Annotated in this window: 12 protein-coding genes; 9 read left to right on the top strand and 3 right to left on the bottom strand. The window is 70.6% G+C overall.

Annotated features, from left to right (window positions below; all coding sequences use genetic code 11):
* Positions 1-352: 352 nt before the first annotated feature.
* From ACIPSA_RS34045 to ACIPSA_RS34035, 3 genes are all read left to right on the top strand, one after another.
* Entirely contained in the window at positions 353-556 is a 204-nt protein-coding gene (locus ACIPSA_RS34045) for a hypothetical protein (protein WP_402641648.1), read from the top strand.
* Positions 557-800: 244 nt separating this feature from the next.
* Positions 801-4,802: an AAA family ATPase gene (locus ACIPSA_RS34040; protein ID WP_402641645.1), complete on the top strand. Its 4,002-nt coding sequence runs from the start codon at positions 801-803 to the stop codon at positions 4,800-4,802.
* A 216-nt stretch (positions 4,803-5,018) separates the two neighbouring features.
* Complete coding sequence (locus ACIPSA_RS34035) at positions 5,019-6,437, top strand: sugar porter family MFS transporter (RefSeq protein WP_402641643.1); 1,419 nt, start codon at positions 5,019-5,021, stop codon at positions 6,435-6,437.
* Between the two features lie 115 nt (positions 6,438-6,552).
* On the opposite strand, the gene ACIPSA_RS34030 is transcribed toward ACIPSA_RS34035, so the two are convergent.
* Together ACIPSA_RS34030 and ACIPSA_RS34025 are read right to left on the bottom strand one after the other, a co-directional pair.
* The gene (locus ACIPSA_RS34030; RefSeq protein ID WP_402641640.1) at positions 6,553-6,930 is read right to left on the bottom strand and encodes a hypothetical protein; all 378 of its coding nucleotides are present in this window, start codon (positions 6,928-6,930) and stop codon (positions 6,553-6,555) included.
* A 53-nt stretch (positions 6,931-6,983) separates the two neighbouring features.
* On the bottom strand, positions 6,984-7,955 hold the full coding sequence (locus ACIPSA_RS34025; RefSeq protein WP_402641637.1) for an LLM class flavin-dependent oxidoreductase: 972 nt from the start codon (positions 7,953-7,955) through the stop codon (positions 6,984-6,986).
* Positions 7,956-8,136: 181 nt separating this feature from the next.
* Between ACIPSA_RS34025 and ftsY the strand changes: the two genes are divergently transcribed.
* Positions 8,137-9,348: a signal recognition particle-docking protein FtsY gene (ftsY, locus tag ACIPSA_RS34020; protein ID WP_402641635.1), complete on the top strand. Its 1,212-nt coding sequence runs from the start codon at positions 8,137-8,139 to the stop codon at positions 9,346-9,348.
* Positions 9,349-9,493: 145 nt separating this feature from the next.
* Here the strand turns inward: ftsY and ACIPSA_RS34015 are convergent, their stop codons facing one another.
* On the bottom strand, positions 9,494-10,150 hold the full coding sequence (locus ACIPSA_RS34015) for a bifunctional DNA primase/polymerase (protein ID WP_402641632.1): 657 nt from the start codon (positions 10,148-10,150) through the stop codon (positions 9,494-9,496).
* 457 nt (positions 10,151-10,607) lie between these two features.
* Here ACIPSA_RS34015 and ACIPSA_RS34010 point away from each other — a divergent pair, with 457 nt between their 5' ends.
* From ACIPSA_RS34010 to ffh, 5 genes are all read left to right on the top strand, one after another.
* On the top strand, positions 10,608-12,089 hold the full coding sequence (locus ACIPSA_RS34010) for a hypothetical protein (RefSeq protein WP_402641629.1): 1,482 nt from the start codon (positions 10,608-10,610) through the stop codon (positions 12,087-12,089).
* Between the two features lie 348 nt (positions 12,090-12,437).
* Entirely contained in the window at positions 12,438-13,778 is a 1,341-nt protein-coding gene (locus ACIPSA_RS34005; RefSeq protein ID WP_402641627.1) for an ammonium transporter, read from the top strand.
* Positions 13,775-14,113 (top strand): P-II family nitrogen regulator, encoded by a 339-nt coding sequence (locus ACIPSA_RS34000; RefSeq protein WP_003997576.1) that lies wholly within the window; start codon positions 13,775-13,777, stop codon positions 14,111-14,113. Before ACIPSA_RS34005 ends, ACIPSA_RS34000 begins: the two co-directional genes overlap by 4 nt.
* A gap of 40 nt (positions 14,114-14,153) precedes the next feature.
* Complete coding sequence (locus ACIPSA_RS33995) at positions 14,154-16,604, top strand: [protein-PII] uridylyltransferase (protein WP_402641625.1); 2,451 nt, start codon at positions 14,154-14,156, stop codon at positions 16,602-16,604.
* Positions 16,605-16,763: 159 nt separating this feature from the next.
* On the top strand, positions 16,764-18,314 hold the full coding sequence (ffh, locus tag ACIPSA_RS33990; protein ID WP_402641622.1) for a signal recognition particle protein: 1,551 nt from the start codon (positions 16,764-16,766) through the stop codon (positions 18,312-18,314).
* Positions 18,315-18,330: the final 16 nt, after the last annotated feature.

Below are 18,330 nucleotides of genomic sequence, written 5' to 3'. Positions count from 1 at the left end.
GGAGGAGCATGCCACTGGCAGGTGCCAGGAGCAGAAATGACCTGGTGGTTGCCAAGAACCGCTTGTCGTGGCAGGCTCCGACAGGTAAGGATCACCGCTACGCCCCGAGGGCCCCGCAGGACTTGCAGCGCCGCCGCTTCCCGGCCGTGCGCACGCGGGTTGCCCGCCAATACGGGGCGTGATCGTGTTGACCGTCAAACTTTTTGGTGAGACGCTGAAAGCCCCGCGCACCTTAGCTGTTTGGCATGTAGCAACGGCAGAGCAACACTCGAGTGTGCCAAGCACCGCGGGTGCGAATCCCTCACGACCCACACCGCTTCGGTCGGTCACTCAGTGTGGAGGACCATCCATCATGGCAAAGGCGCTTCTCGGTTACGTCGGCGGCTCCGACCCTCGACTCCTCGCCGAGATGCGACGGCTCCAGCAGCGTGTCCAGGACCTGGAATCCGAGCTCGGACGAATCCAGGCGGAGAACGACGTGCTGACGGCTGCCGCTTCTCACGACAGGATCATGGAGAGCATCGACGCACACCAGGCGGAGCCTGCGCTCACCTGATCGCTGCATCGCTCCACGACAGCGCACGCAGTGGTTGGGCTGTCCGTCTCAACCGCTAAGTTGTCAGAGTTGCAAGGGACGCTCCGGCGTCCCTTCTTTCTTGCTTCCCGCTCCCCCTTTACCTGCCCCCGCGCATCCTTTCACTCTCTTTAACGTCTGATGTGCCCTGCATGTTCATGGGCGAAACCGCCAGGTTGCGAGGGTTCGTGGAGTGCGATAGCGGCGGAAGGTAGAGTCCAGCGCCGTGCACCTCAAGGCCCTGACTCTCCGCGGCTTCAAGTCGTTCGCCTCGGCGACCACGCTCCGGTTCGAGCCGGGGATCACATGTGTCGTGGGGCCGAACGGCTCGGGCAAGTCCAATGTCGTGGACGCGCTCAGCTGGGTCATGGGCGAGCAGGGCGCCAAGTCGCTGCGTGGCGGCAAGATGGAGGACGTCATCTTCGCCGGCACCACCGGCCGCCCGCCGCTGGGCCGCGCCGAGGTGTCGCTGACCATCGACAACTCCGACGGGGCGCTCCCGATCGAGTACGCCGAGGTCACCATCACGCGGATCATGTTCCGCAACGGCGGCAGCGAGTACCAGATCAACGGCGACACCTGCCGGCTCCTCGACATCCAGGAACTCCTCTCCGACTCCGGCATCGGCCGGGAGATGCACGTCATCGTCGGCCAGGGACAGCTCGACTCCGTCCTGCACGCCGACCCCATGGGCCGCCGCGCCTTCATCGAAGAGGCGGCAGGCGTCCTCAAACACCGCAAGCGCAAGGAGAAGGCGCTCCGGAAACTGGACGCGATGCAGGCCAACCTCGCGCGCGTGCAGGACCTGACGGACGAGCTGCGCCGCCAGCTGAAGCCGCTCGGCAGGCAGGCCGCGGTCGCCCGCCGGGCGGCCGTGATCCAGGCGGATCTGCGCGACGCGCGCCTGCGCCTCCTCGCCGACGATCTCGTACGGCTCCGGGAGGCTCTCAAGACCGAGGTCGCCGACGAGGCCGCGCTGAAGGAGCGCAAGGAGACCGCCGAGCAGGAGCTGAGGAAGGCGCTCCAGCGCGAGGCGCTCCTGGAGGACGAGGTACGGCAGCTCACGCCGCGCCTCCAGCGCGCCCAGCAGACCTGGTACGAGCTCTCCCAGCTCGCCGAGCGCGTCCGCGGCACGATCTCGCTCGCCGACGCCCGGGTGAAGAGCGCCACGTCCGTGCCCTCCGAGGAGCGCCGTGGCCGCGACCCCGAGGACATGGAGCGCGAGGCCGCCCGCATCCGTGAGCAGGAGGCCGAGCTGGAGGCCGCCCTGGAAGCGGCCCAGCGGGCGCTCGACGACACGGTCACCCACCGCGCGGAGCTGGAACGCGAACTGGCCGTCGAGGAACGGCGCCTCAAGGACGTCGCCCGCGCCATCGCCGACCGCCGCGAGGGTCTGGCGAGGCTGAACGGACAGGTCAACGCGGCCCGTTCGCGCGCCGCGGCGGCCCAGTCCGAGATCGACCGCCTCGCCGCGGCCCGGGACGAGGCCCAGGAGCGGGCCGTCACCGCCCAGGAGGAGTACGAGGCCCTGAAGGCCGAGGTCGACGGCCTCGACGCTGGCGACATCGAACTCGCCGACCGGCACGAGGAGGCGAAGCGGCGGCTCGCGGACGCCGAGTCCGCCCTCACCGCCGCCCGCGAGGCGGCCACCGCGGCCGAGCGCAGCCGCGCCGCGACCCAGGCCCGCCACGAGGCGCTGGCACTGGGCCTGCGACGGAAGGACGGCACGGGCGCGCTGCTCGGCGCGAAGGACCGGCTCAGCGGCCTGCTCGGCCCGGCGGCCGGACTGCTCACGGTGACGCCGGGCCACGAGGTCGCGCTGGCGGCGGCGTTCGGCGCGGCGGCGGACGCGATCGCCGTGACGACACCGGCGTCGGCGGCGGAAGCGATCAGACTGCTGCGCAAGCAGGACGCCGGACGCGCGGCCCTGCTGCTGGCCGGAGCGCCGGAGGAACCGCACACCTCCGGCACGCTGGGCGACACGGTGACCGGGGGAGCCCGGCCGGGACAGCCCCCGACGCACGCCACCGACGCGAACCGCTCCGCCCCCGCCACCGCACCGACCGCCTTCGGCACGCCCGGAACAGCGGGCGGCCCGGTGACGGGCGGCGCCGCCGGGGAGGTGCGGCCAGGTCCGGCACCGGTACCGGCCGCCGGTACCCCGGTCTCGGGCGAGCCGTACCCGGACGCGGACCGGAGCGCCCCCGCCACCGCACCGACCGCCTTCGGCACGCCCGGAACAGCGGGCGGCCCGGTGACGGGCGGCGCCGCCGGGGAGGTGCGGCCAGGTCCGGCACCGGTACCGGCCGCCGGTACCCCGGTCTCGGGCGAGCCGTACCCCGACGCGGGCCGGAGCGCCCCCGCCACGGGCCCCGCCACCGCACCGACCGTCCTCGACGGCACCGGCCCGGGCTCCCTCGCGGACGGTCACCCCTTTGCCGCCGAGCTCGTCCGTGGTCCCTCCGACCTCATGCCTGCCGTACGCCGTCTGCTGCGCGGGATCGTCGTGGTCGGCACGCTCGAAGACGCCGAGGACCTCGTCCAGGCCCGCCCCGACCTCACCGCCGTCACCGCCGAAGGCGACCTGCTCGGGGCACACTTCGCGCACGGCGGGTCCGCCGGAGCGCCCAGCCTGCTGGAAGTGCAGGCATCCGTGGACGAGGCCGCGGCCGAACTCGCCGAGCTGGCCGTGCGCTGCGAGGAGCTGTCCGAGGCGCAGCACCTGGCCGCCGAGCGGCGCAAGGAGTGTGCCGCGCTGGTCGAGGAGCTGGGGGAGCGGCGGCGGGCGGCCGACCGGCAGAAGTCGGCCGTCGCCCAGCAGCTCGGGCGGCTCGCCGGTCAGGCACGCGGCGCCGCCGGTGAGGCCGAGCGCTCCACCGCGGCGGCGGCACGTGCGCAGGAGTCGCTCGACAAGGCCGTACAGGAGGCCGAAGAGCTGGCCGAACGGCTCGCCGTCGCCGAGGAGATGCCGATCGACGAGGAGCCGGACACCTTCGTACGTGACCGGCTCGCCGCCGACGGAGCCAACGCCCGGCAGACCGAGATGGAGGCCCGGCTCCAGGCCCGTACGCACGAGGAGCGGGTCAAGGGGCTCGCCGGGCGGGCCGACGCGCTCGACCGGGGCGCCCGCGCGGAACGCGAGGCACGCGCGCGTGCCGAGCAGCGGCGGGCGCGGCTGCGCTACGAGGCCGCCGTGGCGGAGGCCGTCGCCTCGGGCGCCCGGCAGCTGCTCGTGCATGTCGAGGTGTCGCTGGGCCGGGCCGAGGAGGAACGGGCGGCGGCGGAGGCCGCGAAGGCCCGCCGGGAACAGGAACTGACCACCGCCCGCACCGCCGGACGCGATCTCAAGGCCGAGCTCGACAAGCTGACGGACTCGGTGCACCGCGGCGAGGTCCTCGGCGCCGAGAAGCGGATGCGCATCGAGCAGCTGGAGACGAAGGCGCTGGAGGAGCTGGGCGTCGAACCGGCGGGACTCGCCTCCGAGTACGGTCCGCACCAGCTCGTACCGCCCTCCCCGCCCGCCGAGGGCGAGGTGCTGCCGGACGACCCGGAGCACCCGCGCAACCAGCCGAAGCCGTTCGTGCGGGCCGAGCAGGAGAAGCGGCTGAAGGCGGCGGAACGGGCGTACCAGCAGCTCGGCAAGGTGAACCCGCTCGCGCTGGAGGAGTTCGCGGCCCTGGAGGAGCGGCACAAGTTCCTCAGCGAGCAGCTGGAGGACCTGAAGAAGACCCGCGCCGACCTGCTTCAGGTGGTGAAGGAGGTCGACGAGCGTGTCGAGCAGGTCTTCACCGAGGCCTACCGGGACACGGCCCGGGAGTTCGAGGGCGTCTTCAGCCGGCTGTTCCCGGGCGGTGAGGGGCGGCTGGTCCTGACCGATCCCGACAACATGCTCACCACCGGTGTCGACGTCGAGGCCCGCCCGCCGGGCAAGAAGGTCAAGCGGCTCTCCCTACTCTCCGGCGGCGAGAGGTCGCTGACCGCCGTGGCGATGCTGGTGTCGATCTTCAAGGCCCGGCCCAGCCCGTTCTACGTGATGGACGAGGTCGAGGCAGCGCTCGACGACACCAACCTGCAGCGGCTGATCCGCATCATGCAGGAGCTGCAGGAGTCCTCGCAGCTGATCGTGATCACGCACCAGAAGCGCACGATGGAGGTCGCCGACGCGCTGTACGGCGTCTCCATGCAGGGCGACGGTGTGTCGAAGGTCATCTCGCAGCGCCTGCGCTGAACCCGTGCGATCTACACCTATCTCGACCTGCGCTTCTTGATTACTTCACTTCTTGAAGTCAAAGTCACAACTCACACCTTTAAAGTCACACCACTTCCGCTGTTGACTTCGAAAGTTGAAGACATATTCTCTGCGATGTTGCTTTTACCTTCAGGTCTCACCTGTAAGGGCTGACCCCCCACTCCGGCAGCGTTGCCGGGGGCCCGAGGAGTACACGTGACCAGCACAGCGCAGGCACCCAAGTCAGGAGCCAGGACGGCTCACCCCGAACATCTCGGGCACGTCATCTTCATCGCGGCGGCGGCCGCGATGGGCGGCTTCCTCTTCGGCTACGACAGCTCCGTGATCAACGGCGTCGTCGAGGCCATCCGCGGCCGGTACGACATCGGCTCCGCGGCGCTGGCCCAGGTCATCGCCATCGCTCTGATCGGCTGTGCCATCGGCGCCGCCACGGCCGGCCGCATGGCCGACCGCATCGGCCGGATCCGGGTCATGCAGATCGCCGCCGTGCTGTTCACCGTCAGCGCCGTCGGCTCGGCGCTGCCCTTCGCGCTGTGGGACTTCGCCCTGTGGCGCGTCGTCGGCGGCTTCGCCATCGGCATGGCCTCGGTCATCGGTCCCGCCTACATAGCCGAGGTCGCCCCGCCCGCGTACCGCGGCCGCCTCGGCTCCTTCCAACAGGCCGCGATCGTCATCGGCATCGCCATCTCGCAGCTGGTCAACTGGGGTCTGCTCAACGCCGCCGACGGTGACCAGCGCGGCAAGCTCATGGGCCTGGAGGCCTGGCAGGTCATGCTCGGCGTCATGGTCGTCCCGGCCGTCCTCTACGGCCTGCTCTCCTTCGCGATCCCCGAGTCCCCGCGCTTCCTGATCTCCGTCGGCAAGCGCGACCGCGCCCGCGAGATCCTCGCCGAGGTCGAGGGTGACAACCGCGACCTGGACGCCCGCGTCGCCGAGATCGAGCACGCCATGAAGAGCGAGCACCAGTCCACCTTCAAGGACCTGCTCGGCGGCGGCTTCTTCTTCAAGCCGATCGTCTGGATCGGCATCGGCCTCTCGGTCTTCCAGCAGTTCGTCGGCATCAACGTCGCGTTCTACTACTCCTCGACGCTGTGGCAGTCGGTCGGCGTGGACCCGACGGACTCGTTCTTCTACTCCTTCACGACGTCGATCATCAACATCCTCGGCACCGTGATCGCGATGATCTTCGTGGACCGCGTCGGCCGCAAGCCGCTCGCCCTCATCGGCTCCATCGGCATGGCGGTCGGCCTCGCGCTGGAGGCCTGGGCCTTCTCCTACCATCTGGTCGGGGGCAAGCTGCCGGCCACCCAGGGCTGGATCGCCCTCGTCGCCGCCCACCTGTTCGTCCTCTTCTTCGCCCTGTCCTGGGGTGTGGTCGTCTGGGTCATGCTCGGCGAGATGTTCCCGAACAAGATCCGCGCCGCGGCCCTGGGCGTGGCGGCCGCCGCGCAGTGGATCGCCAACTGGGCCATCACCGCGAGCTTCCCGTCGCTGGCCGACTGGAACCTCTCCTTCACCTACGTGATCTACGCCGCCTTCGCCGCACTCTCCATCCCGTTCGTCCTGAAGTTCGTCAAGGAGACGAAGGGCAAGGCGCTGGAGGAGATGGGCTGAGCAGCCCCTCGAACTCGGGGAGAAGGGCCAAGTCCCCGCTGCCCCTCTCCCCGTACCTTCCGTCGCCCCCGCCCGGCCACTGCCCGAGCGGGGGCGGCGGTGTCCTGTCCGCGGCTCACCGGATGAGGATCCCGCCGCCGATCAGCGAGGCCCGCAGGGCGGCTTTCTCGATGATCCGCAGCCGCTCCTCGATCTGGCGCCTGTGCTCCTCGATCGTCCGCGGGTGCTCGGTGCAGTAGGCGATCGGGTCGAGATGGGCGCGCAGCAGGGCGACCTCTCGCAGAAGCTCATGCACCTGCCCCGCCTCGACCTCCAGATCCCCCTCGGCCAGCACGGGGAAGAAGCGGGCGCCCAGCGAGCGCACCTGCTCCGATCCCCACACCGTCGTACGCCACGACTCGAACCCGGCCGCATCCTCGCACCCCTCGGGCACGTCGAGCACCCGTTTCGTTTCGTCCGGTTCCCGGACGAACACATCCACCGACAGACTCATGGCCCCAGTGGATCACCGGCGGCCCCGACCGGACCACCGGTTATCGCCGCAGGTCAGCCGTCCAGTGCCGGAAGTACCCGCTCCGCGAACAGCCGCAGGCTCCGCCACCCCTCCGCCACCGGCATGCCCCCCGCCAGCGGATGCAGTACGAGGTTGTCCAGTCCCTGCGCCACGCACTGCTCCGGCGTGAGGATCCGGTACACACCCTCCGCGCGCAGCTCGTCCACCGTCGTGGCCGCCGACCTCACCGCCGAGCGGATGTCCCCGGACTGCCAGGAGGCATACGTCCGCGCCTCGTGCAGGAAGTGCCGCCCGTGCTCCGCCCACGCCCGGTCCGGATCCTCGGCGATGTGCAGGAGCGGGGTCTCGGCGGTGGGCATCATGGTCCAGCCCTCGGTGCCGTACTCGGTGAGCTTCTCCTTGTAGTACGCCTCCAGCTCCGGCAGGTGCGCGCTCGGGAAGAACGGCAGGCCGAGCCGGGCGGCCCTGCGGGCGGCGGCCTTCGAGGAGCCGCCGACCAGAAGGAGGGGATGCGGATCGGTGTACGGGCGCGGGGTGACCCGTACCGTACGGCCCCGGTACTCGAAATCCTCGCCGGTCCAGGCCTTGAGCAGGGTCTCCAGCAGCTCGTCCTGGAGGCTGCCCCGGCGCTTCCAGTCCACGTCGAACAGGGCGTACTCCTCGGGCCGGTACCCGATCCCGGCGACGGTGACCAGCCGTCCGCCGCTGAGCAGATCGAGCACGGCGATGTCCTCGGCCAGCCGCAGCGGGTCGTGCAGCGGGCCGATCACCGCCGAGACCGTGACCGCGATCCGCCGGGTGGCCCCGAACACCGCGCCCGCGAAGGCGAACGGTGACGGCAGCCAGTTGTTCGCGGCCCCGTGGTGCTCCTCCGTCTGCACGGTGGTGATCCCGCGGGCGTCGGCGTACGCGGCCATCTCCACGGCGGCCCGGTAGCGGGCGGCGAGGGAGGCGGGGGTCGCGCCGGGCTCGACGAGGTTGAAGCGTACGACCGTCACAGGCATGGGACGTCCCCCTTCGCCGGTTGGGGTGTCGGCGATGGGGAAGGTTAGCTGACGGTGTGTCAGATTGCTATGACTGGTGGCGCAGGCACCGAGCGGCCCACACACCCCTGGAGGAATCTACGAAGAAACCTTCCGGGGGATCAAAGGCCCTCCTGGGGGAGGGATGGATACTGGACGGGCTATGGAAACCGTCATCCTTGTTGTAGTCATCGCCGTGATCGCGCTTGTCGCGCTCGGTGGGCTCGTCGTCGGCAGCCGGCGCAAGAAGCAGCTGCCCCCGCCACCGCCCGCCGCGCCCGACATCACCGCGCCTCCGGCCGAGCCGCACGTCGGCGACGAGGCCGAGACGCCGCGCGACGAACCGCGCCGGACGATCGAGGAGGTGGACCTCCCCGGCGGCTCGGCCCCGGTCGCCGTCGAGGAACCCCCTGTCGCCGAAGCCGTCGAGGCTCCCGCGATCGAGATCCCGGAGCCCACCGCGGGACGCCTGGTCCGCCTGCGCGCCCGCCTCTCCCGCTCGCAGAACGCCCTCGGCAAGGGTCTGCTCACCCTGCTGTCCCGCGAGCACCTCGACGAGGAGACCTGGGAGGAGGTCGAGGACACGCTGCTCACCGCCGATGTCGGTGTGCTGCCCACTCAGGAACTGGTGGAGGCCCTGCGCGAGCGCGTGAAGGTGCTCGGCACCCGTACGCCCGCGGAGCTGCGCGGGCTGCTGCGCGAGGAACTCCTCAAGCTGGTCGGCACCGACTTCGACCGATCCGTGAAGACCGAGCCGGAGGACCGCAAGCCGGGCATCGTGATGGTCGTCGGCGTCAACGGCACCGGCAAGACCACCACCACCGGCAAGCTGGCCCGGGTCCTGGTGGCCGACGGGCGCACCGTCGTCCTGGGAGCCGCCGACACCTTCCGTGCCGCCGCCGCCGATCAGCTGCAGACCTGGGGCGAGCGGGTCGGCGCCTACACCGTGCGCGGTCCGGAGGCCGGCGACCCCGCCTCCGTGGCCTTCGACGCGGTGAAGGAGGGCAAGGAGATGGGCGTCGATGTCGTGCTCATCGACACCGCCGGCCGTCTGCACACCAAGACCGGTCTCATGGACGAGCTCGGCAAGGTCAAGCGCGTCGTCGAGAAGCACGCGCCGCTCGACGAGGTGCTGCTCGTCCTCGACGCCACCACCGGCCAGAACGGCCTCGTCCAGGCCCGGGTCTTCGCCGAGGTCGTGGATATCACCGGCATCGTGCTGACCAAGCTGGACGGTACCGCCAAGGGCGGCATCGTCGTCGCGGTCCAGCGCGAGCTGGGCGTGCCGGTCAAGCTGGTGGGTCTCGGCGAGGGGGCCGACGACCTGGCACCGTTCGAGCCGGAGGCGTTCGTTGACGCCCTTATCGGAGACTGAACCACCTGCCGGAACCGGTGGCTCGTCGACAAGCGCCCGCCCCAAGATCCAGTTGGGACGGGCGCTTCGCTGTGTACGGCCATGCGCTCAGTACGACTATGTCCGGTACGGCCATGCCCTCGGTACGACTGAGCCCTCGATACGACTAAGCCCTCGACCGGTGTGCCACGTAGGCCAGCGTCCCCAGCAGCAGTCGCGCGGCGGGCGGTTTCGACACCGAGTCCAGCGCCGGCGGCCGCAGCCAGCGCACCGGCCCCAGCCCGCCCCGGTCGGACGGCGGCGCCGTGATGTACGCACCGGGGCCGAGGCCGCGCAGATCGAGGGAGGACGGATCGTCCCAGCCCATGCGGTAGAGCAGCGCGGGCAGCTCGGCCGCGGCGCCCGGGGCGACGAGGAAGTGGGCGCGGCCCTCCGGGGTCGCGGTCACCGGGCCGAGGGGGAGGCCCATGCGTTCGAGGCGGACCAGGGCGCGGCGCCCGGCGGGCTCGGCGACCTCGATGACGTCGAACGCGCGCCCGACCGGCAGCATCACCGAGGCACCCGGGAACTCGCCCCACGCCTTGGTGACTTCGTCGAGCGTGGCCCCGGCGGAGAGCTGGGGCGCGAACTCCAGCGGATGCGCACCTGGTGCACGGCAGTCCGTCCGGCCGCACGAACAGGCGCCCCCGGCGGCCCGCGCCCCCGGCACCACGTCCCAGCCCCACAGCCCGGTGAACTCGGCGACAGCGGTGCACTCCGACGAACGGCCGCGCCGACGCGTGCCGGAGCGGATCTCGCGAATGCCGCCGATCGTGAAGCCCATGCCCCCTCCAACGGGTCCAGCGCGCCGGTGGTTACGCCACGAAACGAAACGGTAGCGGAAAGTGACTCTACGTCGCCGTCGGTGCCCGCGCTCGCAGGGTGCGAGCGGCGCCTTGAGGCAACTCCGGTGGTACACCCGGCAGTGTGCGCCCCCGAGTACATCCCTGCATCCACTCGTGACCGTCCTGTGTCAAGTGAATCGCGCCCAGGCGAAGGTGAGTTCATTCGAAGGGGTGGCGAATGGTGGCGTTTCCGGGATCGCCATGGCTGGACCCGTGATCGTAGGATTACTTTGAGTGCACGAGGCCTGGGGGCACATGCCCTCGTGGGTATGCCGGAGGCAAGTCGGCATCCCGTCCGGAGACTGTGAACTACCGGACGGGCCGCCGTATTTACCGGCATTCTGATAGGGCTTGGCGCACTCGGCGACAAGTGGTCTCAGGGATGGGGGCGTTCCAGTGGGCGGCAACGGCGGTGGCGGGATGAACGCTGACAAGCGCCCCAATGAGCTGCTCGGCTCGTGGTTCGTGCGCAGTGGCTGGTCCAAGGGCGAACTCGCCCGGCAAGTGAACCGCCGCGCACGCCAGTTGGGTGCCAACCACATCTCCACGGACACCTCGCGGGTGCGCCGCTGGCTGGACGGGGAGAACCCGCGCGAGCCGATCCCCAGGATCCTCTCCGAGCTGTTCTCCGAGCGGTTCGGCTGTGTCGTCTCCGTCGAGGACCTCGGTCTGCGGGCCGCCCGTCAGTCACCCTCCGTGTCCGGCGTCGACCTGCCCTGGACGGGCCCGCAGACGGTGGCCCTGCTCAGCGAGTTCTCGCGCAGCGACCTCATGCTGGCGCGGCGCGGCTTCCTCGGGACCTCGCTCGCCCTGTCCGCGGGCCCGTCCCTCATCGAACCGATGCAGCGCTGGCTCGTGCCCTCACCGACGGGACCGCACCCGCAGCACGAGCCCGAGCCGTTCGCCGAGCCCCGCCGTCCGGGCCGCCTGTCCAAGCCCGAGCTGGACCTGCTGGAGTCCACCACGGTGATGTTCCGGCAGTGGGACGCCCAGTGCGGCGGCGGCCTGCGCCGCAAGGCGGTCGTCGGCCAGCTGCACGAGGTCACCGACCTCCTCCAGGAGCCCCAGCCCGAGGCCACTGCCAGGAAGCTCTTCAAGGTCGCTGCCGAGCTGGCCGAGCTGGCCGGCTGGATGAGCTACGACGTCGGACTCCAGCCCACCGCGCAGAAGTACTTCGTCCTCGCCCTGCACGCCGCCAAGGAAGCGGGGGACAAGCCGCTCGGCTCGTACATCCTCTCCAGCATGAGCCGCCAGATGATCCACCTCGGCCGGCCCGACGACGCCCTGGAACTGATCCACCTCGCGCAGTACGGCAGCAGGGACTGCGCGAGCCCGCGCACCCAGTCCATGCTGTATGCGATGGAGGCCCGCGCCTACGCCAACATGGGTCAGCCCGGCAAGTGCAAGCGGGCGGTCAGGATGGCGGAGGACACCTTCGCCGAGGTCGACGAATGGGACGAGCCGGACCCGGACTGGATCCGCTTCTTCTCCGAGGCCGAGCTGTACGGCGAGAACTCCCACTCCTTCCGCGACCTCGCCTATGTCGCCGGCCGCAGCCCCACCTACGCCTCCCTGGCCGAGCCCCTGATGCGGCAGGCCGTGGAGAAGTTCGCCAAGGACACCGAACACCAGCGGTCGTACGCACTGAACCTCATCGGCATGGCCACCGTGCACCTGCTGCGCAGAGAGCCCGAGCAGGGCACGGCGTACGCCTCGCAGGCCATGGGCATCGCCAAGAAGGTCCGCTCCGAGCGTGTGAACACTCGTATCCGAAAGACCGTCGACACGGCCGTACGCGACTTCGGTGACCTCGCCGAGGTCGTCCAGCTCACCGACCAGCTCGCCGTGGACCTCCCCGAGACCGCGGAGGCGGTCTGAGGTACCGGGGGATTCCCGAGGGAATCCCCAAGACCCCGGCCGCGGCCGGCCCTCCCGAACTGTCCGACTCGGCTCCCCCACGCCAGGTCATCGGAAGGCCGACCGCGGCCGGTTCTTTTCCCTCCAGAGAAGGTTGCGCCACGATAACGATCCCGCAGCCGGACATCTCGCAATTCATCGACGCGTAACACGCAGGGCGTCTTCGTCACTCCGGCGAAACAACGAGGGGCTTCGACCGAAACCGCGCTACGCCAATCTCATGGCGCATAACCGGCCCACCCCTCACTTGACCGGACCGCTCTCAGGCTTCGCCCGCACGGGGCCGTACCAATCGACGAGGAGACGCCGATGGCACCAGCCATCACGCTTGCCGCGGAGGCACCCAAGCTGTCCTCCGCGAACACAGGCTTCATGCTCATCTGTTCCGCCCTGGTCCTGATCATGACCCCGGGCCTGGCCTTCTTCTACGGAGGCATGGTCCGCGTCAAGAGCACCCTCAACATGCTGATGATGAGCTTCATCAGCATGGGCATCGTCACCATTCTGTGGGTGCTCTACGGCTTCTCCCTCGCCTTCGGCACGAACAACAGCCTCATCGGCTGGAACTCCGACTGGTTCGGCCTCAGCAACATCGGACTGACGGAGCTCTGGGACGGCTACAACATCCCGATCTTCGTGTTCATGGTCTTCCAGATGATGTTCGCCATCATCACACCGGCCCTGATAAGCGGCGCCCTCGCGGACCGCGTGAAGTTCTCGGCCTGGTCGCTCTTCATCGCCCTGTGGCTCACGATCGTCTACGTCCCGGTCGCCCACTGGGTCTGGGGTGCCGACGGCTGGGCCTACAAGCTCGGCGTGATCGACTTCGCCGGTGGTACGGCGGTCCACATCAACGCGGGTGCCGGGGCGCTCGGCGTGATCCTGGTCATCGGCAAGCGCGTCGGTTTCAAGAAGGACCCGATGCGCCCGCACAGCCTTCCGCTGGTCATGCTCGGTGCGGGGCTCCTGTGGTTCGGCTGGTTCGGCTTCAACGCCGGCTCGTGGCTCGGCAACGACGACGGCGTAGGCGCGCTGATGTTCGTCAACACGCAGGTCGCCACCGCCGCCGCCATGCTCGCCTGGCTCGCCTACGAGAAGATCCGGCACGGCGCGTTCACCACGCTGGGCGCCGCCTCCGGTGCGGTCGCCGGTCTGGTCGCGATCACCCCGTCCGGTGGCGCGGTCTCCCCGCTCGGCGCGATCGCCGTCGGCGCCATCGCCGGTGTCGCCTGCGCCGCGGCCGTCGGACTGAAGTTCAAGTTCGGCTACGACGACTCGCTCGACGTCGTCGGCGTCCACATGGTCGGCGGAATCCTCGGCTCCCTGCTCATCGGCTTCTTCGCCACCGGCAAGGGCCAGTCCACCGCGACCGGTGTCTTCTACGGCGACCACTCCTTCACCCAGCTGTGGAAGCAGTGCGCCGGTGTCGGCGCGGTCCTCGCCTACTCGCTGGTCGTCTCCGCGGTCCTCGCCTTCCTGCTCGACAAGACCATCGGAATGCGGGTCACCGAGGACGAGGAGATCTCGGGCATCGACCAGGCCGAGCACGCCGAGACCGCATACGACTTCAGTGGCGCGGGCGGCGGTGTCCTCAGCACCGTCTCGGCTTCCGCCCAGGCCGGCACGCAGAGCAAGAAGGTGGACGCATGAAGCTCATCACCGCCGTCGTGAAGCCCCACCGGCTCGACGAGATCAAGGAGGCCCTCCAGGCCTTCGGCGTCCACGGCCTGACGGTCACCGAGGCGAGCGGCTACGGTCGTCAGCGGGGCCACACCGAGGTCTACCGCGGTGCCGAGTACACCGTCGACCTGGTCCCCAAGATCCGGATCGAGGTGCTGGCCGAGGACGACGACGCCGAACAGCTGATCGACGTCATCGTCAAGGCGGCCCGCACCGGCAAGATCGGTGACGGCAAGGTCTGGTCCCTCCCGGTCGAGACGGCCGTACGGGTCCGGACCGGCGAGCGCGGCCCCGACGCGCTCTGAGCGGACACGCTCACCACAGAAGAAGGACAGGAGTCGCCGGGTGACGAGTACGGATGATCGGAAAGACGCAGAGGACTCGGGACCCAGCGGCTACGCGGCGGCCCGGCTGCGCCTCCTCACCGAGGAGGCGCGGTCCGGGCCGCCGCGCCGTGCGGCCCTCGCCGAACTGACGGACGACTGGCTGACGGGGCTGTTCACCGCGGCGGCCGACGGCCTGAAGGGCGTCTCGCTGGTGGCCGTCGGCGGCTACGGACGCGGCGAGCTGTCCCCGCGAAGCGATCTGGACCTCGTGTTGCTGCACGACGGCAGCGACTCCGGCGCGGTCGCCGCCCTGGCCGACCGCATCTGGTACCCCGTCTGGGACCTGGGCCTCGCCCTCGACCACTCGGTACGCACACCGTCGGAGGCCCGCAAGACAGCAGGCGAGGACCTCAAGGCCCAGCTCGGCCTCCTCGACGCCCGGCACCTCGCGGGCGACCTCGGCCTCACGGCCGGACTACGCACGGCCGTCCTCGCCGACTGGCGCAACCAGGCCCCCAGGCGCCTCCCCGAACTCCAGGAACTGTGCGCCGAGCGCGCCGAGCGCCAGGGCGAGCTGCAGTACCTCCTGGAACCCGACCTCAAGGAGGCCCGCGGCGGCCTGAGGGACGCCACCGCCCTGCGCGCGGTCGCCGCGTCCTGGCTGGCCGACGCCCCGCGCGAGGGCCTCGCCGACGCCCGGCGGCGCCTGCTCGACGTACGCGACGCACTGCACCTCACCACCGGGCGCGCCACCGACCGCCTGGCATTGCAGGAACAGGACCAGGTCGCCGCCGAGCTGGGCCTGCTCGATGCCGACACGCTGCTGCGGCAGGTGTACGAAGCGGCACGGGTCATCTCGTACGCCAGCGACGTCACCTGGCGTGAGGTGGGGCGTGTCCTGCGCTCGCGAGCCGTCCGGCCGCGGCTGCGCGCCATGCTGGGCGGCGGCAAACCCGTCGCCGAGCGCTCCCCGCTGGCCGAAGGCGTGGTGGAACAGGACGGCGAGGTGGTGCTCGCCCGCGCCGCACGCCCCGAACGCGACCCCGTGCTCCCGTTGCGTGCCGCGGCCGCCGCCGCGCAGGCCGGCCTCCCGCTCTCCCTGCACGCCGTACGGCACATGGCGGCCACCGCGCGCCCCCTGCCCACGCCCTGGCCCGCCGAGGCGCGCGAGCAACTCGTGACCCTCCTCGGCTCGGGCCGCCCGACGGTCGACGTCTGGGAGGCCCTGGAGGCGGAAGGCCTGATCACGCACCTCCTCCCCGACTGGGAGCGGGTCCGCTGCCGTCCGCAGCGCAACGCCGTCCACATCTGGACGGTCGACCGCCACCTCATCGAAACGGCCGTCCGCGCCTCCGAACTGACCCGCCGCGTCAGCCGCCCCGACCTCCTCCTGGTCTCCGCGCTGCTGCACGACATCGGCAAGGGCTGGCCCGGTGACCACTCGGTGGCCGGCGAGATCATCGCCAAGGACGTGGCGGCACGCATCGGCTTCGACCGCGCGGACGTGGCGGTGCTCTCCACCCTCGTACGACACCATCTGCTGTTGATCGAGACGGCCACCCGGCGCGACCTGGAGGACCCGGCCACCGTCCGCTCCGTCGCCGAGGCGGTCGGCACGCAGAGCACGCTGGAGCTGCTGCACGCGCTCACCGAGGCGGACGCCCTGGCGACCGGCCCGGCAGCATGGTCCTCCTGGCGCGGTTCCCTCGTCGCCGACCTGGTGAAACGGGTCTCGGCGGTCCTCGCCGGGGACGCCCCCGAAGAGCCCGAGCCCGCCGCGCCCACCGCCGAGCAGGAACGGCTCGCCATCGAGGCGTTCCGCACGGGCAGCCCGGTGCTGGCCCTGCGCGCCCAGACCGAGCCCCCGGCCGGGGAGGAACCGGCCGGGGAGCCCGAGCCTCTCGGCGTGGAGCTCCTCATCGCCGTACCGGACCAGCCGGGCGTGCTGCCCGCGGTCGCCGGCGTGCTGGCCGTGCACCGCCTGACCGTCCGCACCGCGGAACTGCGCGCCCTGCGCCTCCCGGACGACGTCGACGAAGGTTCCGTCCTGCTGCTGAACTGGCGGGTCGCGGCCGAGTACGGCTCCCTGCCCCAGGCGACCCGGCTCCGTGCCGACCTGGTGCGGGCCCTGGACGGCTCCCTGGACATCGCGACCCGCCTCGCCGAACGGGACGCGGCCTATCCCCGGCGCCGTGGCCGGGTGGCCCCGCCCGCGCGCGTGACGGTGGCCTCGGCCGCGTCCTGGCACGCGACGGTGATCGAGGTCCGGGCCCAGGACGCGCCGGGGCTGCTGTTCCGGCTCGGGATGGCGCTGGAGAAGGCGGGCGTGCGTGTACGAAGTGCGCATGTGTCGACCCTGGGCTCGAACGCCGTGGACGCCTTCTACGTGACGTCCGGGTCCGGGACCCTGCTGCCGGGCGAGGAGGCGGCGTCGGTGGCGAGGGCGCTGGAGGAGGCTCTGCGGGCGTGACCCTGGTGTCGCGTCAGGCGTTGCTCCGGTGTGCTCCCCGCTGACGCGGGGTTTCCGTCCCCGCCCGCTGGACTCAGCGGGCGGGGACGATTTGCTTGCCGGGCCAGATACTCTGGAGGGCAGCCCAAGACGACCCCGACCCCGAGGACCGACGCCACCGTGTTCGATACCCTCTCCGACCGCCTCAGCGCGACCTTCAAAAATCTCCGCGGCAAGGGGCGCCTCAGCGAGGCGGACATCGACGCCACGGCACGCGAGATCCGCATCGCGCTCCTCGAAGCCGACGTGGCCCTCCCCGTCGTCCGGACGTTCATCAAGAACGTCAAGGAGCGTGCCCTCGGCGCCGACGTCTCCCGAGCGCTGAACCCCGCCCAGCAGGTACTGAAGATCGTCAACGACGAGCTCGTCACGATCCTCGGCGGCGAGACCAGGCGCCTGCGCTTCGCCAAGCAGCCCCCCACCGTGATCATGCTGGCGGGTCTGCAGGGTGCCGGTAAGACCACCCTCGCGGGCAAGCTCGCTCACTGGCTCAAGGAGCAGGGCCACTCGCCGCTGCTCGTCGCCGCCGACCTCCAGCGCCCCAACGCCGTCAACCAGCTCAGCGTCGTCGCCGAGCGGGCCGGCGTCGCGGTCTACGCGCCCGAGCCGGGCAACGGCGTCGGCGACCCGGTCAAGGTCGCCAAGGACTCCATCGAGCACGCGCGGACCAAGGTCCACGACATCGTGATCGTGGACACCGCCGGCCGCCTGGGCATCGACCAGGAGATGATGCAGCAGGCCGCGGACATCCGGGACGCGGTCTCGCCGGACGAGATCCTCTTCGTCGTCGACGCCATGATCGGTCAGGACGCGGTCAACACCGCCGAGGCCTTCCGCGACGGCGTCGGCTTCGACGGCGTGGTGCTCTCCAAGCTCGACGGCGACGCCCGCGGTGGTGCGGCCCTGTCGATCCGCCAGATCACCGGCAAGCCGATCATGTTCGCGTCGAACGGCGAGAAGCTCGACGACTTCGACGCGTTCCACCCTGACCGGATGGCCTCCCGCATCCTCGACATGGGTGACCTGCTCACCCTGATCGAGCAGGCGGAGAAGACGTTCAGCCAGGAAGAGGCCGAGAAGATGGCCTCCAAGCTGGCGTCCAAGAAGGGCCAGGACTTCACCCTGGACGACTTCCTGGCCCAGATGGAGCAGGTCAGGAAGATGGGCAGCATCAGCAAGCTGCTCGGCATGCTTCCGGGCATGGGCCAGATCAAGGACCAGATCAACAACCTCGACGAGCGTGACGTCGACCGCACCGCCGCGATCATCAAGTCGATGACCCCGGGCGAGCGTCAGGACCCGACGATCATCAACGGCTCCCGCCGCGCCCGTATCGCCAAGGGTTCCGGTGTCGAGGTCAGCGCCGTCAAGGGACTCGTCGAGCGGTTCTTCGAGGCCCGCAAGATGATGTCCCGCATGGCCCAGGGCGGCGGCATGCCCGGCATGCCGGGGATCCCGGGCATGGGCGGCGGCCCCGGCCGCACCAAGAAGCAGCCGAAGCAGGCCAAGGGCAAGCAGCGCTCCGGCAACCCGATGAAGCGCAAGCAGCAGGAGCTGGAGGCGGCCCAGCGCCGCGAGGCCGCGGCCCAGGGCGGCGGCGCCTTCGGGCTGCCGCAGCAGGGCGGCCAGGACTTCGAGCTGCCGGACGAGTTCAAGAAGTTCATGGGCTGACGCGCACCGAAGCCGT

It is taken from the genome of Streptomyces sp. NPDC086549 (genome assembly GCF_044746205.1).
Lineage (GTDB): Bacteria > Actinomycetota > Actinomycetes > Streptomycetales > Streptomycetaceae > Streptomyces.
Note: the sequence above shows the minus strand (reverse complement) of the source record. Positions and strands in the feature narration are given on the sequence as shown.